Genomic DNA, 18,692 nt, shown 5'->3' on the forward strand with positions numbered 1-18,692 from the left:
TTTTATTTTAATTATCTTTTATAAATGCTAGTCATTATAGTATTTATCCTTTTTATATTATTATGTATTTGAATAAATTTATCATCAATCTCCTTAAAAATAAGAAACTATTAATCATAATTTGAAAATATTAACAAAAAAAACTCCCGTAGGAGTTTTCAAACTTAAATTATAGGATCGATATAAATTTCCTCTATATCTGATCTGTCATATACTAATACATTAAGATAAGATATTGTATATACTTGAATTATAAATTGTCCTATAATAGCTATTATTATGCCTAGTAAAGGTATGAATTCAAGAATAATTAATACTATTCCAAGTCCAATTGTTATCCCTGATATAGCTGCTAACCTTCCTATTGTAGTCCAAAAATAACCTCTTTTAAACAATAAGAAAGTTTCTCCTATTGCCTCCGTAATAGTTAAATCTTTTACTATTAATGCTGAATTAAATAACATAGGTATTGGAGCCATAACAACACATATAGCAATTATTAAAGGTATTAATATAATTAATCCTATTCCAATAGTTAAAAATGACAGTAAAACAGTAAGTAAAGTTAATGCTATAAAGAATGCAAAAAGCATTAATGCTACTAAAAGATTAAGTCCTATTACGCTCCATTTTTTCTGCCAAACATATTTATTAGCAGTTTTCCAACTTACTTCTTTTCCTCTGTTAGCATCATCTAGAATTTTCACTATAATAGCATCTGCATATATTATTACTGCTGATGCAATAATAATTGTAAAAATTAAAATTAATACACTTCCAAAGCCTATAAAAGGTATTGAGTTTTCTAAATAATTATATGAATATGCGTATGACATATTTATCATACTTGAAAATATAATTCCTACTATTATACCTACTATTATTAATACTGTAGGCACTATAAATATCCCTATAACCTTTAATATTTCTAATATATTATCTTTTGATATTCTGAAAGCTTTTGATAATATCTCAGAAACTGACAAATAATTTTTTCTTTCTTCCATAAATTCGCCTCCTTTTTATTTAATACTATACATATTTATTCTATCATAAATTGTTATATGATTGATATAATATATAAAATTGAATAAATAATTTATTATATAAATATATAAAGAGTACCATAAACATGATACTCTTCTATAAATTATAATTGTGTTGTTACTCTTATCGTTTGATCTCTTCTTGGCCCTACACCAATTATTGATATATTTACTCCTGTAAGCTCTTCAATTCTTGCTAAATACTTTTTAGCATTGTTAGGTAATTCATCGTAGCTTCTAGCATTTGCTACCTCTTCACCCCAACCATCAAATTCTTCATATATAGGTTCACATTTTGCTAAATCATTTAAGCTTGCTGGGAAATAATCTATAACTGTATCATTAAACTTATATCCTACGCAAATCTTTAATTTTTCTAATCCAGCTAAAGTATCTATCTTAGTTACGCATAATGACGTTAATCCAGATACCCTTACTGTTGTTTTTAATATAACAGCATCCAACCAACCACATCTTCTAGATCTTCCAGTATTAACTCCATATTCGTGACCTTTTTCTCTTATCCATTCACCAATCTCATTATCTAATTCTGTTGGGAATGGTCCTTTACCAACTCTTGTTGTATATGCCTTTGCAATACCTATTGCATTAGTAATCATATTTGGTCCAATGCCTGATCCACTAGCAACTCCACAAGCAGTAGTATTAGATGAAGTTACATATGGATATGTACCGTAATCTATATCAAGAAGCATTCCTTGAGCACCTTCAAATAGAACTTTTTTATCAGCCTTGATTTCATTATATACTGCAACAGATGTATCTTTCACATAAGGTCTTAGTCTTTCTGCTAATGCTAAATATTTGGAAGCTATTTCTTCATAGTTAAGTTCTTCTCCACCTAAAACCTTAGTTATATAATCACTTTTAGCGCCTATGTTTTGCTTTAGTTTTTCTGTAAATACACTCTCATCTAAAAGATCACATATTCTTATACCACATCTTTCAAATTTATCTGTATAACATGGACCTATACCTCTTCCAGTTGTACCTATATCATTTTTTCCTCTTGATTTTTCCTTTAAAACATCCAAAATTTTATGATATGGCATTATAACATGTGCCCTATCACTTATTAAAAGTTTTTTAGGAGTAACATTAACTCCTTCTTCCTCAAGATAATCTATTTCTTCAAATAAAGCCTCTGGATCAACAACAACACCATTACCAATTACGTTTAATTTATCATCATGTAATATTCCTGATGGTATTAATCTTAATTTATATTGTCTATCTCCAACTTCAACTGTATGACCTGCGTTATTTCCTCCTTGAAACCTAACTATTACCTCTGCCTCTTCTGCAAGATAATCAGTCATCTTTCCCTTTCCTTCATCTCCCCATTGAGCTCCTAAAACAACAAATGCTGACATTTATATTGCCTCCTTGTTAAAGAACTTATTAAGTCCTTTATTTATAAAATAATTAATATTAATCTCCAAGTACAATATTAACAAAGTGAAAATAAACTTTCAACTTTTTTGCGAATATTTTTTTGCATTGTTTATATATAATTCGTATAATATATTTGTATCTATTTATATTCTTATTAAATTTAAAGTATTTATTCTATGAAAGGGAGTGTTATTATAAATATTTATGAAGAAGCTCTAAAATATCATGAAGAATTAAAAGGAAAATTTGAAATAACTTCTAGATGTAGAATTTCTAGTGAAAAAGATTTAAGTTTAGCATATACACCAGGAGTTGCAGAACCTTGCAAAAAAATTTATGAAGATCCTGATAATGCTTATTTATATACAAGAAAATGGAATACAGTTGCTGTAATTTCAGATGGATCTGCTGTTCTTGGTTTAGGTAATATAGGTCCATTGGCATCTCTTCCTGTTATGGAAGGTAAATCTATATTGTTTAAAGAATTTGCTAATGTAGATGCCTTTCCAATTGTTTTAGATACTAATGATGTTGATGAGATAGTTAACACTATAATAAATATATCACCAACTATTGGAGGAATAAATCTCGAAGATATATCTGCTCCTAGATGCTTTGAAATTGAACAAAGGCTAAAAGAAAAATTAAATATACCAGTTTTCCATGATGATCAGCACGGCACTGCTATAGTAGTTTTAGCTGGTCTTATAAATTCATTAAAGTTAGTTAATAAGAATATATCTAATATTAAAATAGTCATAAATGGTGCTGGTTCCGCAGGAACTGCTATTTGTAAATTATTAATTTCATTTGGAGCATTAAATATTGTAATGTGTGATAAAGATGGAATAATTCATAAAGATAAGTATTATGAAAATAATTCAATGAATGAATTAGCATCATTTACTAATAAAGAAAATTTAAAAGGAAACTTGGCTGATGCATTAGTAAATTCTGATGTATTTATAGGTGTTTCTGCACCTAATTTAGTGACAAAAGAAATGGCTCTTACGATGAATAAAGACTCTATAATATTTGCAATGGCTAATCCTATTCCTGAAATTTTCCCTGATGTTGCAAAAGAAGCTGGAGTAAAAATAATTGGTACCGGAAGGTCTGACTTTCCTAATCAAGTTAATAATGTATTAGCTTTTCCTGGAATATTTAGAGGCTCTTTAGATGTTAGAGCTTGTGATATTAATGAAGATATGAAAATTGCAGCTGCTCATGCAATTGCAAATTCAGTAGATGAAAATCATCTTAATTTTGATTTTATATTACCAAAGGCTTTTGATTTAAGAGTCCAAAAAGCTGTTGCTGAAGCAGTTAAAAATGCTGCAATAAAGAGTGGTGTATCTAGAATATAACAATTTAATTTTATAAAGGGAGGTTTTTAAACTTCCCTTTATATTTACATATTCTTAGATTTATCCGAGCATTTCTCCATAGATTTTATTATAGCACTTCTAAATCCACTGTTTTCTAATTCAATTACAGCTTCTATTGTAGTACCACCAGGAGAGCATACCATATCTTTCAGTTCTGCGGGATGTTTTCCTGTTTCTAATGCTAATTTTGCTGAACCTAATATACTTTGCTCTGCCATTTTATATGCTTTATTTCTAGGTATACCAAGCTTTACAGCAGCATCTGCCATAGCCTCTATAAACATGAATACATATGCTGGGGATGAGCCGCATAAAGCTATAAATGCATCAAAATATTTTTCTTCTAAAATTTCATATTTACCAAAATTTTCAAACAAAGCGCATATAATTTCTAAATCCTTTTGTTCAATATTAGAATTAGGACATATTGCTGACATTCCCTCTCCAACTAATGCAGGTGTATTTGGCATAGTTCTTATAATTTTATACTCCTTATCTAACCATGATTCCATATCTTCTAATGTTATTCCAGCAGCTATAGAAATTATTACGGCATCACTTTTTATATGACTTTCTAATTCTTTTAAAATTTGCTTATATAGATTAGGTTTTACAGCTAAGAATAATATTTCTGCTACTTTTGCTACCTCTACATTATCAAGTACACAATTTACTTTAAATTCATTTATTATATTAACTCTTGATTCTTCACTTTTAGTTGATATAATAATGTTTTCCTTATTTATATTTGTTGAAGTAAGCAATCCCTTAAGCATTGCTTTTCCCATGTTTCCACAACCTATAAAACCTATACTTTTTTCCATTAACTTCACCTTCTTATAAAAATTCATTGTAAATAATTTTCTTAATTAATTATTATTTATAAAATTCCCCACTATACTCATAGGATAGCTTTTATTTAAATTCGCAAACTATTTATGAGGAGGGATAGTTATGAAAAATAATTTATTGCTCACAGATATAGAAAATAAAATAGATAATTTATTAGAGTTTAATCCTTTAATTGAAGATACAAAACCTATCATTAAATTAATAAATAAAGATAAATTTTATGATATTTATATTTCTCTTCGAGGTTTAACTAAGGAAGAAATTTTAATAAAATATGTAAATAACTTTCTTATTTTAAATCTCTCCTTAAAAAATAAATATAATAATAAAGTGAATTTTAAAAGAGCCTTTTACTTAAAAAATGTAGATATAGACAGAACAGAAAATATAGTTTGCGCTTAATTTAATTTACTTTAAAATTCCTAAAAGTTAAAAATTGAAATTAAATTATTTTTAATTCTTCATTTTTAAATGGCTGTCTTTTTGACAGCCATTTATTCTTTATAAACTAATTCTAAATTAGCAAATTTACTATGTGCACCTATCCATGCCATTTTTACTGTCCCAACTGGGCCATTTCTTTGCTTGGCAATTATACATTCTCCTATATTTTTTCTTCTGTTTCCTTATTGTAATATTCATCTCTATATAAGAACATAACAACGTCAGCATCCTGTTCTATTGATCCTGATTCTCTTAAGTCAGAAAGCATAGGTCTATGATCAGCTCTTTGCTCTGGCGCACGTGATAATTGAGATAAAGCAATTACAGGACATTCCATTTCCTTTGCTAATGCTTTTATAGATCTCGATATCTCTGAGACTTCTTGTTGTCTACTTTCACTTCCAGAACTACCACTCATAAGTTGTAAGTAGTCTATAAGAATCATATCTATACCATGTTCCATTTTAATTTTTCTACATTTAGATCTCATTTCCATTACACTTAAACCAGCTGTATCATCAATATAAATTTTAGCTTTTGATAAAGGTCCCGTTGCTCTTGCTATTCTTTCCCAATCATCGTCATCTAAATTACCAGTTCTAAGCTTTAGCATATCTACATTTGCTTCTGAACACAATAATTTATACGCCAACTGTTCCTTTGACATTTCCAGAGAAAATATAACTACACTTTTTCCTTCCCTTAAAGCTGCATTTTCAGCTATATTTAATGAAAATGTAGTTTTCCCCATAGATGGTCTTGCTGCAATAAGTACCATATCACCCTTTTGAAATCCTGATGTCTTTGCATCTAAATCTCTTATACCTGAACCAACACCTGTTATTGAGCCTTTATTATTAAATAGCCTTTCAATTTCTAAGAATCCTCTTTCTAGAACATTTGATAAAGCTTCATAATCATTTGATCCTTGTTTTTCTGCCAAATCAAAAATCTTTTTTTGTGCAAAATCTAACACATCATCCACTTTATTCTGTTTATTATAACTTTCTTCTATAATAGACGTAGATGATTTTATTAATTTTCTTAATAAAGATTTATCCTCTACTATTTTTATGTACGCCTCTAGATTAGCTGTAGTGATTACAGATGAACTTATTTCTGATATATATGTTACTCCACCAGCCTTATCTAACATATCTGTAGATTTTAAATATTCTAATAAGGTTACAAGGTCAACAGCCATATCCTGTGAAAACATTTCTCTAATGGCCTTAAATATAACCTTATGCCCATCTCTATAAAAATCTTCTTCATTTAATTTTTCTAAAGACTTAGCAATAGCACTTTTATCTATTATCATAGAACCAATTACAGATTGTTCTGCTTCTAAACTTTGAGGTAAACTCCTCATCATTGGTGCCTCCATATGTAACCTCCTTCCTCCTTTTAATATTATACATTATTATATCAAAGTTTTGTATTATTAAAAATAAAATTAAGCTTCCAAAAGGAAGCTTAATTTTATTTTTTAAAATACTATCTTCATTAGCTCTTCTATATTATCTATTGCTTTTACTTCTATATCACTTAAATCTAATGGAATTTCCTTTTCATTTGCTTTAGGAATAACTGCTAGCTTTATTCCCTTTCTTCTTGCTCCATATATCTTTTCAAATATTCCACCTACTGGTTTTATATTTCCTCTTAGCGATATTTCTCCTGTTATTGCTACATCTTGTCTTATAGGTTTTTCTAATAATGCACTTATTATTGCGATAGTAATTGCTGCTCCTGCTGATGGACCATCTATTCTTCCACCGCCAACAACATTTACATGTATATCATAATCCTTTATATCCTTATCAGTTATTCGCCTAATTACTGATGCAGCATTAAATACAGAGTCTTTTGCCATTGATCCTGCAGTATCATTAAATTTTATAGTTCCCATTCCTGGTTTCTTTGATTCAAAAGCAACTGCTTCTATTTCCAATGTTGATCCTATAAAGCCACTTACACCTAATCCATAAATATGCCCAACTTCATATTTATCCATATCTTCTATTATTTCATAAGGCACATATCTTCCTATAGAAATAACTTCTTCTACATCCTTAAGCTTAATTATATTATCATTTTCTTTTTTTGATGTATATAATGAATATCCATATGCATCCGCTAGTATATTAACAGCCTTTCTACCTTCTATAGTATATTGGCTTATAAATTCTGGAATACCATCTTCTAATATAACATTTAACTTTTTAGCAGCATTTTCAATTATACCTTTAATATCACTAGATGATAATGGTTCAAAGTAAACTTCAGTACATCTTGATCTTAAAGCTGGATTAATCTTACCTGGTTCCCTTGTGGTTGCTCCAATTAAAACAAAATCTGCTGGTGCTCCTTTTTCAAAAAGGTACTTTATATATTCGGGAGTATTTTCATCATCAGGATCATAATATGAAGATGAATATTCTACTCTTTTATCTTCTAATACCTTTAATAATTTATTTTGAAGAATTTCATCTAATTCACCAATTTCATCTATAAACAACACTCCACCATGAGCCTCTGTTACTAAACCTGTTTTAGGCTCTGGTACACCTATTTCGGCTAAATCCTTCTTGCTACCTTGATATATAGGATCATGAACAGAACCTAGAAGAGGATTTGTTATTTCTCTTGGGTCCCATCTTAATGTTGTTCCATCAACTTCAACAAATTTAGAATCCCCATCAAAAGGAGTAAACTGTAACTTCTTTGCTTCTTCTAATGCTAATCTAGCTGCTGAAGTTTTTCCTACCCCTGGTGGTCCATATAAAATTATATGTTGAGGGTATGGTGAGGACATTTTTGATATTAAAGATTTTATTGCTCTCTCCTGACCAACTATCTCCTCAAATGTTTCAGGCCTTAAAAGACTCATCACGTTCTTATTAATCTTTTTTGAATCTAAACTTTCCAATCTTTCTAGCTTTTTAGTAGTTTTAGCACTTTCAGGCCCTTTTTGCTTTTTTATTATAGATAACTTAATATCATCCATAAATTTATCTTGTCTTTCTTGAAGTGCCTTCTCAACTTGTGTTTCCACTTTATTTTGAACATACTTTCTAGCTATATTTTCTGATATATAATAAATTGTATCTTCTAATACACCTCTTAATTCCTCTTCATTAGGTACAGTTTTTACACCTTTCCCATCTGAAGCAATCACATTTACTGCATATACTCTTTCACATATATTAGTGGAATTTGCGTATTTTTGAAGCTTAAATCTTACTATTCTTGCTCTTACAGCTCCTTCGTCTAATACATTATTTAATATTTGATTTATAACATTTACTTGTGCATCTAAAGATAGTTCACTATCTAATATACTTTCTATATTTGTTTCGTCATAAGTCTTCAAACTTAGTCCTCCTTATGATTGCTGTACAATAACTTTAATCTTTGTTGATACTTCTGGATATAGTTTTAATTCTACATCATAAGATCCAGCAACCTTTATTGTATCCATAACTATTTTTTTCTTATCTATTGATAAATTAAAATTTTTGTTTATTAATTCGGCTACATCTTTACTTGTTATTGCACCAAATAATCTTCCACTCTCACCACTTTTAGCTTCAATCTTTATTTCTTTTCCTTTTAATTCAGCTGCTAATTTTTGAGCTGCTTCAATTTCAGCTAATTTTTTCTTTCTTTCATTTTCTTTTTTAGTATTTAATATATGAATATTATTATTATTTGCTTCCTCAGCTAATTTCCTTGGAAATAAAAAGTTTCTTGCATATCCATCTGATATATCAACGACGTCTCCCTTTTTTCCTAACTTTTTAACATCTTGTAATAAAATTACTTTCATGTTATTCACCCACCTTTAAATTTTTTTCTATTGATTGTTTTAATATTTTCATAGCACTCTCTATTGATATATTATTTAATTGAGCTCCTGCCATATTCATATGGCCTCCACCACCTATAGCTTCTAGTATAACTTGAACATTAACCTCTCCAATTGATCTACCACTAATAATTACATTATTATTAATTTCGGCTAATACAAAGCAAACATTTATTCCTGATATATTTAACAATTCATCAGCTGCTTTAGCTGCCATAAAACTCTTTTTTATTCTTTTAGGTGCAACTGCAATAGCTATACCCTTCTTTACTTCTGCTGATTTTATAGTATCTGCTATTATTAAATAATCTTCAAGATCATCCATAAACATTTTTTTAACTTCAATTGTATCAGCTCCAAGACCTCTTAAAAATGAAGCTGCATCAAAGGTTCTAACACCTGCCTTAAAGGAGAATCCTTTTGTATCCATGAATATTCCAGCTAATAATCCTTCTGATTCTAATCTTGATAAATTAGGCTTTTGAACCATATACTGAATGACTTCTGTAACCATTTCAGATGTGGATGATGCATAAACTTCTATGTAATTTAATATTGCACCTTCTACCATATCTGGACTTCTTCTATGATGGTCTATTATTATTTTTCTCTGAGACTTTTCTACTATATTTAAATCTAATACATAACCCTTATTATGAACATCTACTATTATAAGTAGTGTCTTTTCATTTATTTGTTCATATGCTTCTTCTACAGATATAAATAAATTATCATATCTAGGATCTTTTTTTAACTTCGATAGGAAATAATCAATTGCAGTAGTTTCATTACCTAATATAATATTACATGGCTTACCTAATTGTTTTACTACTGATGATATCCCCACAGATGAACCAAAACAATCCATGTCGGGGTTTTTGTGACCTAGAATAAAAACATTACTACTTTCATATATTAACTCTTTTAATGAATGAGATATAACTCTTGCTCTTACTCTTGTTCTTTTTTCTATTTCCCTTGTATTACCACCAAACATCTTTATTTTTTCGTTGCTTTTTACAACAACTTGGTCTCCGCCTCTTCCTAATGCTAACTCTTTTGCTGTAACTGCAAAAGCATTATTTTCAAGAGGACAGGTTCCACCTCTTCCAATTCCAATACTTAAGGTTACTTCAAATTTATTTCCTCTATCAATTTTAGATATCTCCTCTAATATAGAAAATTTATTATTTATTTCTTCATCTATATATCTATCTTGTACTGAAAGAACATATTTATTAGAGTCATATTTTGTTATCATAGCTTTAAGTCTTTGAGCATATAAGTTTATTGTTTTTTCTACTTCCGCCACAAGCATAGGCCTATCACTATCTATGGTAGTTTCTAAAGCTTCTGCTAAATTATCTACTTCTATAAGCATTATACTTTCTTTAGTATTTTCTATATTTTTTAAATTACTTATGTCATTAAAATAAACTATATATATTTCTTCATTTAAATCATACTTTTCTACTTTACTAGCATATACTTTATATAGAGAATCTAATATTTTTATTTTTTGATGTAAATCTTTATCACATGTCAGTAATCTGGATAAATTTAATCCTCTTGCTATACTAACTACATTTAATCCTATAGGATTTTCATTTGATATAAATTTTTGAAATTCTCTATTGCACCAAAAAATTTCACCTGATTCTTTTATTAATGCTACTGGAAATATTAAATTTAAAATATTTTTATTTATTTCATTATCAATACTTTCCTTAATTTTTTCAATAGAATCTTCACTTTTTTCTCTAACCATATATTCACTTACATTAAATATGATAAATATTATAAGTAATATTGTCCCTAAAAGGTACTTTTTATATAGTAAAATCCTAAACAAGCTCCTACAAATATAAGTGGTGTAATTATAGGCATAAAATCCTTAAGCCTTTTTCTAATTAAATCTTTCCATATCATAAAATTAATGGTGCTCCTTTAAATGTATTTGAAGCTTACTTAAACTTCTTCCATCCTTTTCATATTCATGTCCTTCAGCTATACCAACTTGTAATTTCTTTTTCATATCATCATCTACATCTTGACATGAATATCCTAATTTTTGCGCTAATACATATAATACAAGTATTGCACCTGATATACAATTTAAAATTGCGTTTTGAGCTACGTTGCTCCCTTTAGTAAGCAAATGATAGAACTCACCTATTATACATAATAAATTTGCTTTTAATTTTTCTATCATTTTTATATTAGCCATTATATTTAACTCATCTCTCTTCACCCTACTCACCCCTATACTAATACCCTGTATATATATTTTAATTATAATTTTATTTTATTGCAACAAATTATCATTTATTTTACAAATTTTGTAAGTAGTTGTTTTGCTTTGTATAATAAAAAACCCCTGATACGTCAGGGGCTTTTCTATATTACTCAGTTGTGAATGGTAATAATGCTATATTTCTTGATCTCTTTATAGCAGTTGTTAATTCTCTTTGGTGCTTAGCGCAAGTTCCAGAAATTCTTCTTGGTAATATCTTACCTCTTTCTGTTACGAACTTTCTTAGCTTAGTAATATCTTTATAATCTATTGCTTCAGCCTTTTCTACACAAAAAGCACATACTTTTCTCTTAGATCTTCTCATTTTTCCAGATCTCTTCATGTCTTTCATGCTAATTCCCTCCTTTTTATTAGACTATTAGAAAGGCATATCTCCATCATCTACCGGAGTCATGTCTTCCTCAAAATTCATTCCACCAAAATTACTTGATGAATTTGAATAATCAGAACCTGTATTTGAAGAGCCATATCCATTGTTATATGAATTTTGATCTCTTCCAGCACCACCATTGTTACCTGATCCAATAAACTCAAATGAATCTACAACTACATCAGTTGTATATCTTTTAGTTCCATCTTTAGCATCATAACTTCCTGTTCTAATGCTACCTGTAACTGCTAGTTGTCTGCCCTTTGTAAGATATTGTGCTATTGTTTCACCAGTTTTACCAAAAGCTATACAATTGATAAAATCAGTTTCGTCCTTTTTGAAAGGTCTTGTTACTGCTAAAGAAAATCTTGTTACAGCAGTACCACTACCAGCAGCAAAATTAAGCTCTGGATCTTTTGTTAGTCTTCCAATAAGTATAACCTTATTCATGACAATATCACCTCTTACGCTTCTTGTTTAACTATTATGTGTCTTAAAACACCATCAGTAATTCTGAATATTCTGTCTAATTCTTTAGGTAGTTCTGAATCAGCATTAAAGTTGATTAATGTATAGAAACCTTCGTTAACTTTTGCGATTTCATAAGCAAGCTTTCTTCTACCCCAAACGTCAACATTTTCTATAGTTCCTCCACCGTTTTCTATTACACCCTTAAATTTTTCGATAGCAGCTTTACAAGCTTCTTCGTCTAATGATGGGTGTAGTATGAATATAGTTTCGTACTTTCTCATCATTTTCACCTCCTCCCCTCGGACATTGGCTGTGCTTTACACAGCAGGGATTACAATTTAATATTGTATCATTATTCATTTTTTTTTGCAAGTTTAAATTAAAATTACTATAAATTTACTACCTTTTTAGCATCCTTTTGAAATTTGCTTCTTGGTAACATTATTATTCTTCCACATCCAGTACATTTTATTTTAATATCTGCTCCAAGCCTTATAACTTCAAATTGTTTACTTCCACATGGGTGCTGCTTCTTCATTTCTACTATATCACCTAAATCAAAAGTCTCTATCATTATTAAACCTCCAACCTTTTAATTCAATTTAATTTACTATCTTCCACTTACTATTTGAGTCTTTGGATATGGTATTTCTACTCCTGCTGAATCTAAAGCTTTTTTTATTTCTTTTCTTAGTTCTCTTTCCATCTTCCATTGAGATAACGGCCTAGACTTTCCAACTACTCTTATTGTAACACTTGATGCATTTAAAGATATCACACCTAAAACTTCAATATCTTCAGTAATTTCCTCTTTATTATTTTCTTTAAACTTTTCACACGTATTTTCAATTAACTTAATTGTATTATCTACATCTTCTTCGTATGCAATTTCTATATCTACCATAAATCTCATATTTCCTCTTGAATGATTAGTAACCTCTAAAACAGCTCCATTTGGTAATACATGAATATCTCCACTAAAATCTTTTAGTACTGTTGACCTAATCCCTATATTTTCAACAACACCACTGTAAGCACCTATCGTTACATAATCTCCAACTCCATATTGATCTTCAAATAGTATAAAAAAACCATTAATTATATCCTTCACCAGACTTTGTGCTCCTATACCAATAACAAATCCTACAGCACTTAAAACAGCCGCTGAAACCTTAAAGGTCTTTCCTATTACTATTGCTCCTGCTGAAAAATATACTATATATTTTAATGAGCTTTTAAGAATAGCTCCTACTGTAATAGCTTTTTGACTATTCATTGAAAAACTAAGTTTACTTTTTATTTGATTTTTTACAAATTTATCAATTATTTTATTTCCTATTTTTATTGCTAAGTACATTACTATAATTAAAAATATTATACTTATTGTTCTATTTAATATTAGCTCTGCAATACTTATAGTACTCTCCCAAGCCTTTTCCCAATCTACATTCAATATAATCTTACCATTATCACCTATTTTAGGACTTAGTATATTAGCAACTAAATTATGCATAAATCACCTCTAAAAATATTAAATAACTTCTTTAAAGCCATCTTTTTCCTTTATATATATGTCTTTATATTTTATTATATTTTTTAATATAATATAATCTATGTATTTTTTTCTTCTATTCTGATGCAAATTCCACAACTTTGAGTTATTGCAGTAGGCGTAGGCATCATTTTAAAAATCATGCCTTCTTGCTTTAAAATCTTTTCTGCTGTCATTGCATCAAGTGTATTTTTAAAAACTATAATATAATAATTCATAAAATCCCTCCATAGGTTAATAATTTACTTTAATTATATTATATATATGTTTTAATTAAGAATCTATATTATTGCTATATAAGTATTTAAAGAAATTTAAATACTTATATAGCAATTGAAACTTTATGTTTTTGAAAGAATATATCAATTTATATATATGTTTTACTTAATAATTAATATAGTGTAATAATTAATAAAAGTACAAAGTAATAAATTTACAAATCTATTTATTACTTTGTAAATAATATGAAAATATTTTATAATTTCAATATAAGTATTATATATTTAAACTAAAAGGAGTAACCTATGAGTATTTATTTAGATAACGCAAGTACAACTTTTCCTAAACCAGAAAGCGTTCCAAAGGCAATATATAACTTTTTAACGAATGTTGGAGGAAATCCTGGTCGCTCTAATCATGATAATGCCTTGCAAACAAATAGGATACTAGTTGAATCAAGAGAGGCTATAGCTCAATTTTTTAATTATAAATCAATAGAAAATGTAATTTTTACAAGCAATATTACTACTTCTCTTAATATTTTAATAAATAGTTCTCTTTCTTTAGGTGATCATGTTATAACATCTTCTATGGAGCATAACTCTGTATTAAGACCTTTATTTAACCTAAAAAATCAAGGTTTAATAGAATTAGATATAGTTTATGCAAATAAATTTGGATTTATATCTACTGAAGACTTAAAAAATACAATAAAATCTAACACAAAGATGATCGTAATTAATCATGCTTCTAATGTAATCGGTAGTATTCAACCTATAAAAGAAATTGGTGATATATGTAAAAATAATAATATATTCTTTGTGCTAGATACTGCTCAAAGTGCAGGTGTATTAGATATTGATTTTACAAGAATTAATTTAAGTGCATTAGCTTTTACTGGTCATAAGAGTTTATTTGGACCTCAAGGTATTGGTGGTTTTATAATTGATGATAACTTAAACAAATCTTGTAATCCTTATATTTTGGGTGGAACAGGCAGCCTTTCACACTCACTAACTCAACCTGATTTTTTACCCGATAAGTTTGAATCTGGTACGCTTAATATGCCTGGTATAGTAGGTCTTATGGAAGGTATAAAATTTATACGAAGTGAAGGTATTAATACTATATATAGTAAAAATAATTTTTTAAGAAATTATTTCATCGAAAAAATCAAAAATATTAATGGTGTAATTCTTTATGATGATAAATATAATAATAACTATACTTCTTGTATTTCATTTAATATAAAAGATATGGATACTGCTGAACTATCATTTACCTTGGATAGCGACTTTGGAATAAAAAATAGATCTGGATTACATTGTGCCCCTCTCGCACACAAAACCATAGGCAGTTTCCCCTCTGGTACTGTTAGGCTAAGTCTTAGTTATTTTAATACAAAAGAAGATATGGACTATACTATAAATGCTATTAATAAAATTTCTAAATTTAAATAGTAATGATGAATAGATACCTCTCTTATTGTCAATAATTTCAATAAGAGAGGTGTTTTTATGAATGATATAATTAAGGTAGACTCACTATTACCTAATTCTTATGTAGAAATTAAGGATTACTTATACAATAACTTAAAAGATATAGTTTTTTCAAATAGAGACATAATTTTTATCTGCATCGGTACTGATAGGTGTACTGGTGATTCCTTAGGACCATTAGTAGGATATAAATTAAAGAACATTTCTCAAAATAAGATTCATATTTATGGTTCTTTAGAAAATCCTGTTCACTCTAAAAATATAACTAATATAATTAATAAAATTAATTGTAACTTTAATAATCCATATATAGTTGCTATAGACTCATGTCTTGGAAAAATAAATAATATAGGCAAGGTATTTATAGATAAAAAACCCCTTTATCCTGGTTTAGCTGTAAATAAAAATCTACCTCCCATTGGTGATTTAAGTATAACTGGAATTGTTAATATTGGAGGAAGTTTTGAGTTCATAGTTTTACAAAATACTAGATTATATACAGTTATAACTTTAGCTGATTGCATATCTAAAGGAATAAATCATTTTATATTGAAAGTTTCAAGAGAAATGGAATATATTAATAAACCTTCTAAAATAAATTATTTGCAAAAAAATAAGAGTTTATAGCTAATCCCTATAACTCTTATTTTTTATTTATCTTTTATTTATTGCCTCATTTAAAACATAAGATTCTTCTTCTGATAATTCATATCTTGATATTCCTTTATCCACCGGCTTAGCATATGTAGTGCTATCTTGCCTTGAATAAATCCCTGTAATTAAAACTCCATCATTATATGAATCTAGTATAGCTATTGAAAAACTTAAATCACTACCTACGTCTGGAAAAGCTTTATATCTCATTATAGCTATTTTATTTACACAGCCCTTCATTTCTTCTTTTATAACTTCACATTTATTAAGAGCTTCATTTGAATTTTCTACAGCTTTATCAATTTCTTCTAATTTTAAATTTATAAGTTCTTCTAAATTTTTATTATTTACGCCTCTCATCATTTTCCTATACTTTTTTTCCATTTTATTCACTGATCTTATTAATGAAATTACTATTATGAAAAGTAATAATATTATAACTACTAAACCAATAGTAATAAATGATGAATTTTCATTTATTGTATTTAATATGCTTTCCAAATTAATACTCCTCTCTAGAATTTATAACTGGATTTTTTGAATAATTATAATGTTTCACGTGAAACATTACCTAATAATCTTTTATAAATGTTTCACGTGAAACATTTATAAATCCATTATCTCTAATATTCTTTGTAAATCCTCATTAGAATAATATTCTATTTCTATTTTTCCTTTGTTATTTTTATTACTTATATTTACTTTAGTTCCAAAATAATTTTGTAGTTTTTCAGTTACATCTTTATAATATGGATTTATCTCTCTTACTTTATCTTTTTGTTTTTTTTCTATATTTAAATATTTTATTAATTTTTCTAATTCTCTAACAGATAATTTTTCATCTATTACTTTCTGCGCTATTTCACATTGAATTTCTGGATCCTCTATAGCTAGAAGAGCTCTTCCATGCCCCTCTGTTATAACTTCATCAATTAAATATTGTTTTACTGTTTCAGAAAGATTGGTCAATCTTATTACATTACTAATTGCAACTCTTGATTTTCCTACTCTTTTGCTTAATTCTTCTTGTGTTAAATTAAACTCACTTAATAGTTTTTTATATGCCATAGCTTCTTCTATAGGATTCAAATCTTGTCTTTGAATATTTTCTATTAAAGATACTTCCAATATATCTTTTTCTGTTAACTCCATAACTATAGCAGGGACCTCTTTCAAGCCTAAAAACTTAGCTGCTCTCCATCTTCTCTCTCCAGCAACTATAATATAATAATCTCCTTTTTTATTTAATATAATAGGTTGAATTATTCCATGTTCTTTTATAGATTGTGCTAATTCAGCTATTTTTTCATTATCAAAAGATTTTCTTGGTTGTTCATCATTACTTTTAATTAAATTTAACGATATAATTGAAGTCTTATTTTCATCTTTGCTTGAATTATCATTAGGAATTAAAGCGCCTAGTCCTTTTCCTAATGCTGATTTTTTATTCATATTAATCACCTACTTATTATTGCCTATTTAAGAATTCTTTTGTTAAAGCTTTGTAAGATTCTGCACCCTTACATTTTTCATCATACAACATTATAGGTAATCCAAAACTCGGTGCTTCAGCTAATCTTATATTTCTTGATATTGTAGTTTTATAAACCTTATCATTAAAAAAGTTTTTTACTTCTTCAAAAACTTCATTACTTAAGTTAGTTCTATAATCGTACATTGTCATTACAACGCCTTCTATTTCAAGTTCCTTATTTAGTGACTTTTTAACTAATTGAATTGTATTTATAAGCTGCCCTACTCCCTCAAGTGCATAAAATTCACACTGAATTGGTATTAAGACTGATTCCACTGACGTTAAAGCATTTATAGTTAATACTCCAAGAGATGGTGGACAATCTATAAAAATAAAATCATAATCATTTTCAACTTCCTTGATCTTATTTGTTAAAATAGTTTCTCTATTTTCCTTACTTATCATTTCTACTTCAGCACCTGCTAGTTCCATTGTGGATGGAGCTATATATAAGTTTTGTACTAACTCACTTTTTAAAATTACTTCTCTTAGCGAAGTTTCAGAAGTTAATACATCATACATTGAAAATTCTAGATTTCTTTTATCTAGACCTAATCCGCTTGTTGTATTGCCTTGGGGATCTATATCTATTGTTAATACTTTATAACCTTCCATAGCTAGGTATGCACATAAATTTATATTTGTAGTAGTTTTCCCTACTCCACCCTTTTGATTGAATATACAAACTTTCTTCATATAAAAGCTCTATTTTAGAGCTTCACCCCCCTTCTCATATTAATATTATATATAGTTTTAGATAATATTAAAAGATTAACATAATAAAAATTGATTAAAATAATAACTTAATTTAAATTTAGCAAAAAAATAAGTATATTCTTACTAATTTAAAGAATATACTTATTTAAAAATTTATTTTTTGGGTATAGACACTGTAATTTGTATAAATTCATCTTCATCTTTAAATTTATACTCTGCTGGTATATTAAACTTATCAAATACTTGCTTTATAGTATTAACATATAATTTTGCTGGAAAAACACTTTTTATCTTTTTATTTTTATTATTATTTAATTCTTCTCCAGCTAATTTTAGTAACTCTTT

Annotated in this window: 19 protein-coding genes and 3 pseudogenes; 4 read left to right on the plus strand and 18 right to left on the minus strand. The window is 27.9% G+C overall.

What is annotated here, in order from left to right; all coding sequences use genetic code 11:
• Positions 1-164 precede the first annotated feature (164 nt).
• Positions 165-1,007 carry a hypothetical protein gene (locus A500_RS12355; protein ID WP_016207924.1) on the minus strand — a complete coding sequence of 281 codons (843 nt, stop codon included), beginning with the start codon at positions 1,005-1,007 and terminating at the stop codon, positions 165-167.
• A 143-nt stretch (positions 1,008-1,150) separates the two neighbouring features.
• Positions 1,151-2,440, minus strand: coding sequence for an adenylosuccinate synthase (locus tag A500_RS12360; RefSeq protein WP_016207925.1), 1,290 nt, complete (start codon positions 2,438-2,440; stop codon positions 1,151-1,153).
• A gap of 216 nt (positions 2,441-2,656) precedes the next feature.
• On the opposite strand from A500_RS12360, the gene A500_RS12365 reads away from it, so the two are divergent.
• Positions 2,657-3,829, plus strand: coding sequence for an NAD(P)-dependent malic enzyme (locus A500_RS12365; RefSeq protein WP_040436832.1), 1,173 nt, complete (start codon positions 2,657-2,659; stop codon positions 3,827-3,829).
• A 44-nt stretch (positions 3,830-3,873) separates the two neighbouring features.
• On the opposite strand, the gene proC is transcribed toward A500_RS12365, so the two are convergent.
• Positions 3,874-4,674: a pyrroline-5-carboxylate reductase gene (proC, locus tag A500_RS12370; RefSeq protein WP_016207927.1), complete on the minus strand. Its 801-nt coding sequence runs from the start codon at positions 4,672-4,674 to the stop codon at positions 3,874-3,876.
• Positions 4,675-4,804: 130 nt separating this feature from the next.
• Here proC and A500_RS12375 point away from each other — a divergent pair, with 130 nt between their 5' ends.
• Entirely contained in the window at positions 4,805-5,104 is a 300-nt protein-coding gene (locus A500_RS12375; protein WP_016207928.1) for a hypothetical protein, read from the plus strand.
• 92 nt (positions 5,105-5,196) lie between these two features.
• On the opposite strand, the pseudogene A500_RS12380 reads toward A500_RS12375, so the two are convergent.
• The 11 genes and pseudogenes from A500_RS12380 to A500_RS12430 all read right to left on the minus strand — a co-directional run bounded on the left by A500_RS12380 (position 5,197) and on the right by A500_RS12430 (position 13,942).
• Positions 5,197-6,533 (minus strand): annotated as a pseudogene (locus tag A500_RS12380) (replicative DNA helicase).
• Between the two features lie 102 nt (positions 6,534-6,635).
• The gene (lonC, locus tag A500_RS12385; protein ID WP_016207930.1) at positions 6,636-8,522 is read right to left on the minus strand and encodes a Lon family ATP-dependent protease; all 1,887 of its coding nucleotides are present in this window, start codon (positions 8,520-8,522) and stop codon (positions 6,636-6,638) included.
• 12 nt (positions 8,523-8,534) lie between these two features.
• On the minus strand, positions 8,535-8,978 hold the full coding sequence (gene rplI / locus A500_RS12390; RefSeq protein ID WP_016207931.1) for a 50S ribosomal protein L9: 444 nt from the start codon (positions 8,976-8,978) through the stop codon (positions 8,535-8,537).
• A 1-nt stretch (position 8,979) separates the two neighbouring features.
• Entirely contained in the window at positions 8,980-10,785 is a 1,806-nt protein-coding gene (locus A500_RS12395) for a DHH family phosphoesterase (protein WP_016207932.1), read from the minus strand.
• A gap of 165 nt (positions 10,786-10,950) precedes the next feature.
• Positions 10,951-11,268, minus strand: coding sequence for a MazG-like family protein (locus A500_RS12400; RefSeq protein WP_016207933.1), 318 nt, complete (start codon positions 11,266-11,268; stop codon positions 10,951-10,953).
• A gap of 151 nt (positions 11,269-11,419) precedes the next feature.
• Complete coding sequence (rpsR, locus tag A500_RS12405; protein WP_008676141.1) at positions 11,420-11,662, minus strand: 30S ribosomal protein S18; 243 nt, start codon at positions 11,660-11,662, stop codon at positions 11,420-11,422.
• Between the two features lie 27 nt (positions 11,663-11,689).
• Positions 11,690-12,151: a single-stranded DNA-binding protein gene (locus tag A500_RS12410; protein WP_016207934.1), complete on the minus strand. Its 462-nt coding sequence runs from the start codon at positions 12,149-12,151 to the stop codon at positions 11,690-11,692.
• Positions 12,152-12,165: 14 nt separating this feature from the next.
• Positions 12,166-12,453: a 30S ribosomal protein S6 gene (gene rpsF / locus A500_RS12415; protein WP_016207935.1), complete on the minus strand. Its 288-nt coding sequence runs from the start codon at positions 12,451-12,453 to the stop codon at positions 12,166-12,168.
• 107 nt (positions 12,454-12,560) lie between these two features.
• A complete protein-coding gene (locus A500_RS12420; protein WP_016207936.1) occupies positions 12,561-12,746 on the minus strand; it encodes a DUF951 domain-containing protein in 186 nt (61 codons plus the stop codon).
• Positions 12,747-12,782: 36 nt separating this feature from the next.
• A complete protein-coding gene (locus A500_RS12425) occupies positions 12,783-13,685 on the minus strand; it encodes a mechanosensitive ion channel family protein (RefSeq protein ID WP_016207937.1) in 903 nt (300 codons plus the stop codon).
• A gap of 18 nt (positions 13,686-13,703) precedes the next feature.
• Positions 13,704-13,942, minus strand: a pseudogene (locus A500_RS12430) (putative Se/S carrier protein).
• Between the two features lie 306 nt (positions 13,943-14,248).
• Between A500_RS12430 and A500_RS12435 the strand changes: the two are divergent.
• Together A500_RS12435 and yyaC are read left to right on the plus strand one after the other, a co-directional pair.
• Positions 14,249-15,403 carry an aminotransferase class V-fold PLP-dependent enzyme gene (locus A500_RS12435; RefSeq protein ID WP_016207939.1) on the plus strand — a complete coding sequence of 385 codons (1,155 nt, stop codon included), beginning with the start codon at positions 14,249-14,251 and terminating at the stop codon, positions 15,401-15,403.
• A gap of 57 nt (positions 15,404-15,460) precedes the next feature.
• On the plus strand, positions 15,461-16,069 hold the full coding sequence (gene yyaC, locus A500_RS12440; protein WP_016207940.1) for a spore protease YyaC: 609 nt from the start codon (positions 15,461-15,463) through the stop codon (positions 16,067-16,069).
• A gap of 27 nt (positions 16,070-16,096) precedes the next feature.
• Here the strand turns inward: yyaC and A500_RS12445 are convergent, their stop codons facing one another.
• The 4 genes and pseudogenes from A500_RS12445 to A500_RS20790 form a co-directional block, all read right to left on the minus strand.
• On the minus strand, positions 16,097-16,597 hold the full coding sequence (locus tag A500_RS12445; protein WP_016207941.1) for a DUF4446 family protein: 501 nt from the start codon (positions 16,595-16,597) through the stop codon (positions 16,097-16,099).
• A gap of 105 nt (positions 16,598-16,702) precedes the next feature.
• On the minus strand, positions 16,703-17,548 hold the full coding sequence (locus tag A500_RS12450; protein ID WP_016207942.1) for a ParB/RepB/Spo0J family partition protein: 846 nt from the start codon (positions 17,546-17,548) through the stop codon (positions 16,703-16,705).
• 16 nt (positions 17,549-17,564) lie between these two features.
• Positions 17,565-18,326: a ParA family protein gene (locus A500_RS12455; protein ID WP_016207943.1), complete on the minus strand. Its 762-nt coding sequence runs from the start codon at positions 18,324-18,326 to the stop codon at positions 17,565-17,567.
• A gap of 174 nt (positions 18,327-18,500) precedes the next feature.
• Positions 18,501-18,692: pseudogene (locus tag A500_RS20790) on the minus strand (nucleoid occlusion protein); the annotation flags it as partial.

Origin of the sequence: Clostridium sartagoforme AAU1 (assembly GCF_000401215.1) — a bacterium.
In the GTDB taxonomy this organism is placed as follows: domain Bacteria; phylum Bacillota; class Clostridia; order Clostridiales; family Clostridiaceae; genus Clostridium; species Clostridium sartagoforme.

Bases quoted from the DNA above. Each gene is read 5' to 3' on its own strand.
- A500_RS12355 (WP_016207924.1), bottom strand. From the start codon at position 1,007: ATGGAAGAAAGAAAAAATTATTTGTCAGTTTCTGAGATATTATCAAAA.
- A500_RS12360 (WP_016207925.1), bottom strand. From the start codon at position 2,440: ATGTCAGCATTTGTTGTTTTAGGAGCTCAATGGGGAGATGAAGGAAAG.
- proC (WP_016207927.1), bottom strand. From the start codon at position 4,674: ATGGAAAAAAGTATAGGTTTTATAGGTTGTGGAAACATGGGAAAAGCA.
- A500_RS12375 (WP_016207928.1), top strand. From the start codon at position 4,805: ATGAAAAATAATTTATTGCTCACAGATATAGAAAATAAAATAGATAAT.
- rplI (WP_016207931.1), bottom strand. From the start codon at position 8,978: ATGAAAGTAATTTTATTACAAGATGTTAAAAAGTTAGGAAAAAAGGGA.
- A500_RS12395 (WP_016207932.1), bottom strand. From the start codon at position 10,785: ATGGTTAGAGAAAAAAGTGAAGATTCTATTGAAAAAATTAAGGAAAGT.
- rpsR (WP_008676141.1), bottom strand. From the start codon at position 11,662: ATGAAAGACATGAAGAGATCTGGAAAAATGAGAAGATCTAAGAGAAAA.
- A500_RS12410 (WP_016207934.1), bottom strand. From the start codon at position 12,151: ATGAATAAGGTTATACTTATTGGAAGACTAACAAAAGATCCAGAGCTT.
- rpsF (WP_016207935.1), bottom strand. From the start codon at position 12,453: ATGAGAAAGTACGAAACTATATTCATACTACACCCATCATTAGACGAA.
- A500_RS12420 (WP_016207936.1), bottom strand. From the start codon at position 12,746: ATGATAGAGACTTTTGATTTAGGTGATATAGTAGAAATGAAGAAGCAG.
- A500_RS12425 (WP_016207937.1), bottom strand. From the start codon at position 13,685: ATGCATAATTTAGTTGCTAATATACTAAGTCCTAAAATAGGTGATAAT.
- A500_RS12435 (WP_016207939.1), top strand. From the start codon at position 14,249: ATGAGTATTTATTTAGATAACGCAAGTACAACTTTTCCTAAACCAGAA.
- yyaC (WP_016207940.1), top strand. From the start codon at position 15,461: ATGAATGATATAATTAAGGTAGACTCACTATTACCTAATTCTTATGTA.
- A500_RS12450 (WP_016207942.1), bottom strand. From the start codon at position 17,548: ATGAATAAAAAATCAGCATTAGGAAAAGGACTAGGCGCTTTAATTCCT.
- A500_RS12455 (WP_016207943.1), bottom strand. From the start codon at position 18,326: ATGAAGAAAGTTTGTATATTCAATCAAAAGGGTGGAGTAGGGAAAACT.